This is a genomic window from Kordiimonas sp. UBA4487, from assembly GCF_002389025.1.
Classification (GTDB): Bacteria; Pseudomonadota; Alphaproteobacteria; order Sphingomonadales; family Kordiimonadaceae; genus Kordiimonas; species Kordiimonas lacus.
On record NZ_DGNR01000010.1, the window covers coordinates 64,354 to 74,201 of the forward strand.

11 protein-coding genes are annotated in these 9,848 nt (G+C 55.9%); 2 read left to right on the forward strand and 9 right to left on the reverse strand.

The features are described from left to right. Positions 1-4 precede the first annotated feature (4 nt). From B3Z17_RS05490 to coxB, 6 genes are read right to left on the reverse strand one after another with little or no spacing between them, the layout of a single operon-like run. Positions 5-856, reverse strand: a complete 852-nt coding sequence (locus B3Z17_RS05490; protein ID WP_286828898.1) for a cytochrome c oxidase subunit 3 — start codon at positions 854-856, stop codon at positions 5-7. A 59-nt stretch (positions 857-915) separates the two neighbouring features. Beyond that, positions 916-1,485, reverse strand: coding sequence for a cytochrome c oxidase assembly protein (locus tag B3Z17_RS05495; protein WP_286828899.1), 570 nt, complete (start codon positions 1,483-1,485; stop codon positions 916-918). Beyond that, positions 1,482-1,613, reverse strand: coding sequence for a hypothetical protein (locus B3Z17_RS05500; protein WP_277620382.1), 132 nt, complete (start codon positions 1,611-1,613; stop codon positions 1,482-1,484). Before B3Z17_RS05500 ends, B3Z17_RS05495 begins: the two co-directional genes overlap by 4 nt. After that, a complete protein-coding gene (locus B3Z17_RS05505) occupies positions 1,610-2,530 on the reverse strand; it encodes a heme o synthase (RefSeq protein WP_286828900.1) in 921 nt (306 codons plus the stop codon). Before B3Z17_RS05505 ends, B3Z17_RS05500 begins: the two co-directional genes overlap by 4 nt. A gap of 39 nt (positions 2,531-2,569) precedes the next feature. Beyond that, complete coding sequence (gene ctaD, locus B3Z17_RS05510; protein ID WP_068307415.1) at positions 2,570-4,174, reverse strand: cytochrome c oxidase subunit I; 1,605 nt, start codon at positions 4,172-4,174, stop codon at positions 2,570-2,572. Positions 4,175-4,197: 23 nt separating this feature from the next. Continuing rightward, positions 4,198-5,103 (reverse strand): cytochrome c oxidase subunit II, encoded by a 906-nt coding sequence (gene coxB, locus B3Z17_RS05515; protein WP_286828901.1) that lies wholly within the window; start codon positions 5,101-5,103, stop codon positions 4,198-4,200. Between the two features lie 367 nt (positions 5,104-5,470). Between coxB and tldD the strand changes: the two genes are divergently transcribed. Further along, a complete protein-coding gene (gene tldD, locus B3Z17_RS05520; RefSeq protein WP_068307419.1) occupies positions 5,471-6,901 on the forward strand; it encodes a metalloprotease TldD in 1,431 nt (476 codons plus the stop codon). Here tldD and B3Z17_RS05525 read toward each other — a convergent pair. Both B3Z17_RS05525 and B3Z17_RS05530 read right to left on the reverse strand, forming a co-directional pair. Next, positions 6,898-7,875, reverse strand: a complete 978-nt coding sequence (locus B3Z17_RS05525; protein ID WP_286828902.1) for a hypothetical protein — start codon at positions 7,873-7,875, stop codon at positions 6,898-6,900. The genes tldD and B3Z17_RS05525 overlap by 4 nt on opposite strands. Positions 7,876-7,970: 95 nt before the next feature. Then, positions 7,971-8,540, reverse strand: a complete 570-nt coding sequence (locus tag B3Z17_RS05530) for a PAS domain-containing protein (RefSeq protein ID WP_286828903.1) — start codon at positions 8,538-8,540, stop codon at positions 7,971-7,973. A gap of 163 nt (positions 8,541-8,703) precedes the next feature. On the opposite strand from B3Z17_RS05530, the gene B3Z17_RS05535 reads away from it, so the two are divergent. Beyond that, positions 8,704-9,462 carry a transporter substrate-binding domain-containing protein gene (locus B3Z17_RS05535; protein WP_286828904.1) on the forward strand — a complete coding sequence of 253 codons (759 nt, stop codon included), beginning with the start codon at positions 8,704-8,706 and terminating at the stop codon, positions 9,460-9,462. 56 nt (positions 9,463-9,518) lie between these two features. Here B3Z17_RS05535 and B3Z17_RS05540 read toward each other — a convergent pair. Continuing rightward, positions 9,519-9,848: CoA-transferase (locus B3Z17_RS05540; RefSeq protein WP_286828905.1), on the reverse strand; the 330-nt coding region annotated here is incomplete at its 5' end.

Sequence of the window (9,848 nt, forward strand, 5' to 3'; positions counted from 1 at the left end):
TGCCTTAAGCACCGCCCCAGATGTAGACGCAGAAGAACAGGAAGATCCACACAACGTCCACGAAGTGCCAGTACCAAGCTGCCGCTTCGAAACCGAAGTGATGGTCTGGCGTGAAGTGGCCCTTGTAGGCCCGGCCCAAGCAAACCGCCAGGAAGATGGTACCCACCAGAACGTGGAAACCGTGGAAGCCGGTTGCCATGAAGAAGGTGGCACCATAGATGCTGCCGGAGAATTCAAACGCCGCGTGCTGATACTCGTAAACCTGAACACAGGTGAAGATCGCACCCAGGATCACAGTCAGCCACAGACCTTTCTTGAGGCTGTCGCGGTCGCCTTCCAGAACTGCATGGTGCGCCCAGGTTACGGTGGTGCCAGACAGCAGCAGGATCAGCGTGTTCATGAATGGCAGGTGCCATGGGTCGAATGTCTCGATACCCTCAGGCGGCCACATGGCTTCATTATTGAGCGTTTCCCAGAAAGCACCGATTTCAGGCAGTGGAATCTTTGGGTAAAGCGCCGCATTGAAGAAAGCCCAGAACCAAGCCACGAAGAACATAACCTCAGAGGCAATGAACAGGATCATGCCGTACTTGAGGCCAATGCGAACAACTGGTTTGTGATCGCCGCCTTCAGCTTCGCTGATTACGTCCGACCACCAGGCAAACATCGTGTACAGAAGGCCAAGGAGGCCCGCACCGAAAAGCCAGTTACCAAAGCCGCTCATGCCGAACAGCGTAGCGTCCGGCTTCATTGCGAAAACCGCGCCCACCATCATCAGCAGAACTGCGAACGAACCCACAGCCGGCCAAGGGCTTGGATTCACCAGGTGATAATCGTGTTTCACATCGCCTGCCATAAAATCTCTCCTAACAAGCACCGGCACAGTTGCCGACGTTCCCTTTTGTTACCCTAGCTTTAGCGACCCTGCTCCGCTCGCACACGTGCCGTCTCGTCTTCCATGACGAAGAAGGTGTATGAAAGCGTCACTTCGCTAACGTCATCCAGATTTGGATCCTCAGCAATCAGAGGATCAATGAAATAGACGACAGGCATGTCAACCCGTTCGCCTGGTTTCAGCTCCTGCTCGGTAAAGCAGAAGCAGTCAATCTTTGCAAAATATTCGCCCGCCTTGTGTGGCGTCACATTATAAGTGGCCGTGCCCACGATGGTTTGGCCCGTGGGGTTGTAGGCTTCATAGTGGGCAATACCCTGCTCGCCGATCTTCAGCGTCTGGTGCACCTGCACCGGCTTGAAGTCCCACGGCATGTCGCGGTGAACGCTGGCGTTGAAGCGCACGTCCATTTCGCGGTCAATCACAGCGCCCGAGGCCACTTCCGCAACCTGCGTGGTGCCTCCATAGCCCGTTACCTTGCAGAACAGGTTATAAAGCGGCACAGCGGCGTACGACAGGCCAATCATGCCCACAACCAGTAGGCATACCATCATCGCGACACGCGTGTTCTTATTTGCAGCCGCTGCTGTCAAGGCGTCAGCCCCTTAATCTTGAAATAGCTGAATACAGCAACAAGGATAACGAAGGCTGCCAGCGACAGGCCTAGAACCCGGTTGCGCTTCTTCATGCGTTTGTGCATTTCGCTCAGGTCTTCACTCATACCAGCCACTCCGTGATCAGGCGCTCGAATGCGAGCGTTGCAAAAAGCACAAAAAGATACAGGATCGAAAAGGCGAACAGCTTGCGCTCGGCCTTTTCACGGCCCTGCCAAACCATGGTGGCAAGGCCCAGGAACCAGGCACCGAAGAGGCTTGAAACCACCCCATATACCGGGCCTGCGAAATCCAGGAAATAAGGGGCGACGCCGCAAGGCACCACCAGAAGGCTGTACAAGAGGATCTGCTTCCGGGTCTCACGCTCGCCAGCCACCACAGGCAGCATGGGCACCCCCACTTTTTCATAGTCCTTCGAGATGAAAAGGCTGAGCGCCCAGAAGTGGGGCGGAGTCCACAGGAAGATGATGCCAAACAGCACCATGCTCTCAATCGTTACGCTGTCAGTTACCGCGGCCCAGCCGATCATCGGTGGGAAAGCGCCTGCCGCGCCACCAATAACAATGTTATGGGGCGTACGGCGCTTGAGCCACATGGAGTAAATGACAACATAGAAGAAAATCGTCAGCGCCAGAAGCGCCGCTGCCGTTACATTGACGATCAGGCCAAGAAGCACCACCGAGGCAATAGACAGCGTCAGGCCAAAGCCGAGCGCGTCACCTGGGGTTACCTTGCCTGCGGGGATCGGCCGCTTGGCCGTCCGTTCCATGATCGCGTCAATATCGGCGTCATACCACATATTCAGGGCGCCAGACGCCCCTGCCCCCACCGCAATCAGAAGGATTGCGGCGAAAGCCAGCACTGGGTTCATCGTGCCCGGTGCAGCCACCAGGCCCACAAAGCCGGTGAAGATAACAAGCGACATAACCCGTGGCTTCAACAGGGCCACGAAGTCACGCGCTTCAGCCTCCCGCGATACGGAAGGCTGAAGGGTTTGTTCATATGATGTCAGGCTATCGGCCAAAACGTCTGTCCTTTTTCCCAAAGGGGTAAGCCCGAAGGCTTACTTGATCTTTGGCAGTTCGTTGAACTGGTGGAACGGAGGAGGAGACGAGAGCGTCCACTCAAGCGTTGTGGCACCTTCACCCCATGGGTTGTCGGCACAGTCTTTCTTCTTCTTGAAGAGCGTCATAGCCATCACAACGATGAAGAGAAGTACACCAACAGCTGTCACCTTGTACCCAAGCGTGGATACCCAGTTCCAGTAGGCGTGCGCGTCAGTATAGTCAACATACCGGCGCGGCATGCCCTGCAGACCCAGGAAGTGCTGCGGGAAGAAGATCAGGTTCACGCCAATGAAGGTGATCCAGAACTGGATGTGCGCCAGAAGGTTCGGATATTGCTTACCCGACATCTTGCCAACCCAGTAATAGAGACCTGCAAAGATCGCGAACACCGCACCCAGCGACAGTACATAGTGGAAGTGTGCAACCACATAGTAGGTGTCGTGCAGCACGATATCAGCACCAGCGTTCGACAGAACCACACCTGTCACACCACCAACGGTGAACAGCAGGATGAAGGCAATCGCATACATCATTGGCACTTCAAAGCGGATGGAACCACCCCACATGGTGGCAATCCAGGAGAAGATCTTCACACCCGTCGGTACAGCGATCACCATGGTGGCGGCTACGAAGTAGGCCTTCGTGTCCACATCCAGGCCAACAGTGTACATGTGGTGCGCCCACACAACGAAGCCGATGAAGCCGATCGCTGCCATTGCGTATGCCATCCCCAGATAGCCGAAGACCGGCTTCCTTGAGAAGGTCGACACAATGTGGCTGACAATACCGAAAGCCGGCAGGATCATGATGTAAACTTCAGGGTGACCAAAGAACCAGAACAGGTGCTGGAACAGGATTGGGTCCCCACCGCCAGCTGGATCGAAGAAGGTCGTGCCGAAGTTACGGTCCGTCAGCAGCATGGTGATGGCGCCGGCCAGAACTGGCAGCGACAGCACAAGCAGGAAGGCTGTGATCAGGATAGACCAAGAGAACAGCGGCATTTTATGGAGCGTCATGCCCGGTGCACGCATGTTGAAGATGGTCGTGATATAGTTGATCGCACCCATGATGGACGATGCACCAGCCACGTGCAGCGAGAAGATCGCCAGGTCCATCGAAGGACCAGGGTGACCGCTGGTGGAAAGAGGTGCATAGGCCGTCCAGCCGCCACCGAAACCGTTCATGCCAGGCGCACCTTCCACAACAGTGGAGAGCAAGAGCAGGATGAAGGCCGGAGGCATCAGCCAGAAGCTGACATTGTTCATGCGCGGGAACGCCATGTCTGGCGCACCGATCATGAGCGGCACGAAATAGTTACCGAAGCCACCGATCAGCGCAGGCATAACCATGAAGAATACCATGATCAGGCCGTGGCCAGTGGTCAGTACGTTAAACATATGACGGGCGTGATCTTCGGTGATACCAAGGAATTCTGGCAGGAACTGAACACCAGGATGTTCCAGCTCCATCCGCATCAGGCCGGACATTGCAAAACCGATAAGGCCAGCAAAGAACGCGAACCAAAGATACATCACACCGATGTCTTTGTGGTTGGTGGAATAGACCCAGCGTCTCCAACCAGTTGGGTTATCGTGAGCCATTGCTCTTCTCTCCCTAACTTGTCTTAGCGACCAAGGGCCGTGGTACCGGCGTCAGCATAAGCAGCTTTCGCACGTTCCACCCACTTGGCAAATTCTTCCTTGGACACCGCTTCAACCGTGATCGGCATGAAAGCGTGGTCCTTACCGCACAATTCAGAACACTGACCGTAGTAAGTGCCTTCCTTGTTGATCTCGAACCAGGTCTCATTGAGGCGGCCGGGAACGGCATCAAGCTTGATACCCACTTTCTGGATAGTCCAGGCATGGATAACGTCCGTAGCTGTCAGCATCACCTTGATCTTGGTGTCTACCGGCACGACCAGACGGTTGTTGGTGTCCAGGAGGCGCGCGTTCAATTGGGCTGGCTTCCCCAGGAACTGCGTCAGACCAGCTTCATACTCCGCCTTAACGGCCGGGTCGTATGTAGGATAGGTCTCATACGCCTCGTTTGGCACCAGGGTCGAGGTAAACTCGATATCGCCATGGTCAGGATAGCTGTATGTCCAGTTCCACTGGTTGCCTGTCACGCGGATCGCGAACTCGGTCTTCGGCACGACATCTTGGAAATAAAGAAGCGGGATAGACCAGAAACCAATCACAACAAGCACGCCGATTGGCACGACCGTCCAGATGATTTCGATCAGCGTATTATGGCTGGTCTTGGATGGCTCTGGGTTAGCCTTGGCACGATAGCGAACCATCACGTAAAACATGAGGGCGAAAACGAATATCGTGATGACAGTGATAATCCAGAGAAGAAGTTCGTTAAAGTCAACAACCCGGGCAGCCTGCTCGTTGACTGGTTCCTGAAGCCATACGCCCTTCTCATCCGGGGTACCAATAACCCCTTCAGCCAGCGCGCTAACCGTGAAACCGAACAGGGCTGTCCATGCAGCCATAACTCCGGCGGTAAGCCTTTTGACGTTCATAGTTCTGCTTTCCTTTTGTTCCTACCCCTTGCGGGGGACCGGCGCCATTCTTGTCCGTGGCGTCCAGCAATCAGCCTCGAGGATATACCATCTGAACCTCGCAGCCGATATGAATGCGGGGCCGTTTATACCAGACGATCCTAAAGGCTCAAGTCCGAGTGAGCCCTTCAAGCCGTTTTTTTGCCATTTTTTGCCCAAAGCCACCAGATTTTATCGAAGATGGCTTGTCATTCCCACATCTCCATACCATGGTAGCGCCAGCGATTGCCTCAAAAATGCGACATTGTGCCGCACTTTTGGTGTAATCTGTCCTTCGGGCCCATAAATCATAGAATCACTCGCACTTTGCGACAGAAAGGGACTTTCCATGACCGATGCAGCTGCGTCGCTGAATTTTTTCTTCCAAGAGTCGGACCTTGACGAAAAACGTACGGAAGCGCTGGTATCAGACACGCTCTCGGATATGGAAGACGGCGAACTGTATCTGGAAGCCACAAGTTCCGAGTCTTTCAACTTTGATGATGGCCGCCTGAAGGGCGCGAGCTATGACAGCAGCCAGGGCTTTGGCCTCAGGGCTGTGATGGGCGAAAGCACAGGATTCGCGCACTCAAATGAGCTGTCGGAGGACGCCATCCGGCGCGCAGGTGAAACGGTACGTGCCGTCAAAACCGGCAACGCAGGCATCATGGCCCCTGCCCCTGTGCGCACCAACAAGCAGCTGTATACCAGCGACAACCCGCTTGGCGGCATTGAATTCGGTCGCAAAATCAAGCTGCTCGAGGAAATTGACGCTTATACCCGGGCAAGGGATCCTCGCGTGGCGCAGGTTAGCGCCAGCCTGCTGGGCAGTTGGCAGGCTGTGGAGATCATCCGCGCCGACGGCCACCGTGTGCGTGACATCCGCCCGCTTGTACGCCTGAATGTGCAGGTGGTGATGCGCGACGGCGACCGGCAGGAACTGGGTTATGAGGGGTCAGGCGGGCGCCAGGCCTATGACTTCCTGTTCGATGAAGCCCACTGGCAGGCACAGGCCGACGAAGCGATTCGTCAAGCAGCCGTGAATATGGAAAGCGTGGACGCCCCTGCTGGCGAAATGACCGTGGTGCTTGGCCCCGGCTGGCCCGGCGTGCTTTTGCATGAAGCCATCGGCCACGGCCTTGAGGGCGATTTCAACCGTAAGAAAACTTCAGCCTTCGCAGGCCTCCTGGGCGAGCGCGTGGCTGCACCGGGTGTCACAGTGGTAGATGACGGTACCATGTCAGACCTGCGCGGCAGCCTGACCGTGGATGACGAAGGCACCCCAACTGAACGCACCGTGCTGATCGAGGACGGCATCCTGAAAGGCTACATGCAGGACCGACTGAATGCCCGCCTCATGGGCATGCAGGCCACTGGCAACGGACGGCGCCAGAGCTTCGCCCATTCCCCGATGCCGCGCATGACCAACACCTTCATGCTGGCGGGCGACAAGGACCCCGCTGAAATTCTGGCGAGCGTCGACGACGGCCTCTATGCCGTCAATTTCGGTGGTGGCCAGGTGGATATCACTTCAGGCAAGTTTGTGTTCAGCTGCACCGAAGCCTACCGCGTGCGCGGCGGCAAGATCATGGAACCCGTCAAGGGCGCGACACTCATCGGCAACGGCCCTGACGTGCTGACCCGCGTGTCGATGATCGGCAACGACCTGAAGCTGGATAATGGCGTCGGCACCTGCGGCAAGGGCGGCCAGAGCGTGCCCGCGGGCGTGGGCCAGCCAACGCTGCGTGTCGACGGCCTGACGGTCGGCGGTACGGCTTAAAAATCGGCCACCGAAATCAACGGTTTCTGACGGCTATACCCGCGGTATAGGCTGCTGGCGCCCGCAAGGATTGTCGCCAGAAGGCCGGCAATCCAGGCCCCATACTCCCCGACGTTGTCGCTACTCACAAAAAGCGACGACGTCAGCGACACGATGGTTTCAATGTCGTGTGCAAAGCATAGAATTGTGGCAACACAAATGGCCATGACCGACATCTCAAGCTGCATTTGCCGCGCCAGACGCCCTGCAACATGGCCAAAACCAGTCAGCAAGACAATCGTCGGCGCATAGCCAATGACAAACTGCCTCAGCGGCTCAACTGGCGCATATCCACTGCTCATCATCTGTTGCATGAAGGGGGCCGTTAAAAGAAGGCTGGTCACGTCTGCCAACGACTGGGCCGCAGCAAGACAACACAAGGCAACAGTGATCTTACCCAGATGTGAGCCAAGCTTATTGAACCCAGGTAAACGATCACGTATCACCCCGCTGTCAATCTGAAGCCAATTGAGAAAGGCCTGATACGGAGACCCTGCTTCAGGCGCCAACTTGCGTTGCGCAAGGGATGCGACTGCAAGCAAAGCTGCGCCCAAGACATAACCAAGCGCTTCACTGCCGATATCCCGCCACGGCAATTCAACCGATACATAATATTGGTCCTGATAGGCAGGTTCGGTCGTGAGCCGATAGATGACTTCAAACACATAATTGGCAAACCGGAAGAGCAAGCCGAAAGCAGAGAAAAGAAGCGCCAAGAGAAGAGGCGCTCGCGACACAACAGGCGCACACAGCATCGCTACGATCAGGCAACAAGCCACCCCGTAGCTGTAGAGGTCAAACGGCGGCGTCCCCGCGATGGAAGACCGGACGATCGCCTGCAAGGACAACAGTCCCCATTGTGCCAGCGACACACAGAGCCATGCCCCCGAATAAATCGCAAAAGCGACAAACAGCCTGTCCTTGGTGATTGTCATAAAGCCTCCCCCAAAAAAGCCACCACAAAGCTGTAGCGCCCCCTACCGTGTTAAAGCAACAATAACATACTCAAGATTTGGTAGAGCGGAAAGGATCAGCTCTCAACGCTGGTGTCTGGCAACCCTGCGCCGATATCGATATAGCGGAAATGGTCGGAGAAATAGATTTTCTCCCGGCGCTGTGCCCGTACTTTGTAACTGACTTCCGAAATCTCACGCGTCAGCATCACGATCTGCATGATTTTGCGCGGATGGGATGGGTCGTTGGGCAGGATCGGCACACTGACACCAGTGAAATCAACACTTTCCACGCTCGGTGTGGTCCAGACCGCCGCTGCTGGCTGGGATACAATGCCCCAAAGGCGTTTCGAGCGGATCGGCTTCAAGCCCTCGTCTGTCAGGTCCAGATAATTTTTGCCAGTAAAATCAAAACCATACATATCCTCATACAGCGTCCCGGCATAGCGGAAGACAAATTCGTCCATTGAGACGGCATCAAGGAGCATGGCCCCGCGCATGAGTTCCGGCACATCCATCAGCCGGATGTCATCGCGTTTCGGCAGCAGGGAATCGCCGCGCCAGCGGTCCCAGGCCACCAGGAAACCTCTCACGCTCGGGTTGTCCGCAAAATCTGGCAACTCGGGACTGAAAGTTGGAATGGTCATGACGGTCCCCGATCGCGCGAAAATATCATCATTGTCTATCATAGCCTGTCATTGGCCCCAAACCACAGCATTATCACGCCGCAGCCACAGAGCGCCGTTTCTGAACGATTTGTTAAGGGGGAAAACCTATACTGAACGCCATGACGGAGGTTCGCACAGAATTTTGAAACCGCTTATTCTATATAGTCTTATTGCTTTTTTCGCCACTACGGTGGCGGCCAGCACACGGCCGACTATTACTTTCACCTTTTACCATTATCCGCCTGACATCAGGGTTGTAGACGGCAAGCCTACCGGTCGATATATCGACCAGCTGAACGCGGTTGCTGATACCGCAGGCTATGATGTGCGCTGGATGGCCTCCACGATTGATGAAGAAGCCGACATGCTGAATGAAGGCCGTCGGGCCATCTGCTCAACAGGCCGCATGCCTACGCTCGAGCGGGCTGAAAAATGGGCTTTCCTGCCCTACCTGTTCGATGTGGTCCCGGGCGATATTGTTCTGACCTTGCCGCGCTACCTGGACAGGTTGCGGGCACACGGCAACATCGTGTCTTTGGCCAAAGACAGCACCATGATTGGGACACTGCTTGAAAGTGGTATTTATGGCGAGAAAGTCGACACCATTATCCGCTCGAACCCGAGCTGGATCTTGCGGACCGGCAAGACGGATTTTCAGTTGATGAGCATGGTGCTTGCTGGCCGTGCGCACTATACGATTGTTCCAAAAGACCAGTGGGAAGAAGCCAAGCGCGTAATACCGGGCACAAGTACGCTCGTTGCCCTGGAGAACTATGGTGCCCACCCGGACTATCCGATCTATATCGCTTGCAGCAAGGGCGTACCCAAAGAAACGCTGAGAGCCCTAGGCGACGCCATGGCCCAGCATGGCTTCCCTCCCGGCACGCTAGCAGACCATTAGCCCAATAAAAAAGGCGCCACAGGGGCGCCTTTTGTTTTGGCAATCACCGTCACCTGCTATTCAACAAGCGTGGCCTCTGTTTTGGCCTTCACCTCGTCCATGGTCACGTCTGGCGCCAGCTCGACGACCTTGAGGCCGCCGTCCACAACGTCAAACACACCAAGGCCGGTGACAATGCGGTCAACAACCTGCGTGCCCGTGAGCGGCAGGGTGCAGCTTTTAAGCAGTTTTGGGTCGCCCGCCTTGTTGGTGTGATCCATGATCACCACCACGCGCTGCACGCCGGCCACAAGGTCCATCGCGCCGCCCATGCCCTTGACCATCTTGCCCGGGATCATCCAGTTGGCCAGATCGCCATTCTCGGCCACTTCCATGGCACCAAGGAT

What these genes read in the sequence shown, in the direction of transcription:
- B3Z17_RS05525 (WP_286828902.1), bottom strand. Translation starts at nt 7,875, where the DNA reads ATGACAATCACCAAGGACAGGCTGTTTGTCGCTTTTGCGATTTATTCG.
- B3Z17_RS05490 (WP_286828898.1), bottom strand. Translation starts at nt 856, where the DNA reads ATGGCAGGCGATGTGAAACACGATTATCACCTGGTGAATCCAAGCCCT.
- tldD (WP_068307419.1), top strand. Translation starts at nt 5,471, where the DNA reads ATGACCGATGCAGCTGCGTCGCTGAATTTTTTCTTCCAAGAGTCGGAC.
- coxB (WP_286828901.1), bottom strand. Translation starts at nt 5,103, where the DNA reads ATGAACGTCAAAAGGCTTACCGCCGGAGTTATGGCTGCATGGACAGCC.
- B3Z17_RS05530 (WP_286828903.1), bottom strand. Translation starts at nt 8,540, where the DNA reads ATGACCATTCCAACTTTCAGTCCCGAGTTGCCAGATTTTGCGGACAAC.
- ctaD (WP_068307415.1), bottom strand. Translation starts at nt 4,174, where the DNA reads ATGGCTCACGATAACCCAACTGGTTGGAGACGCTGGGTCTATTCCACC.
- B3Z17_RS05500 (WP_277620382.1), bottom strand. Translation starts at nt 1,613, where the DNA reads ATGAGTGAAGACCTGAGCGAAATGCACAAACGCATGAAGAAGCGCAAC.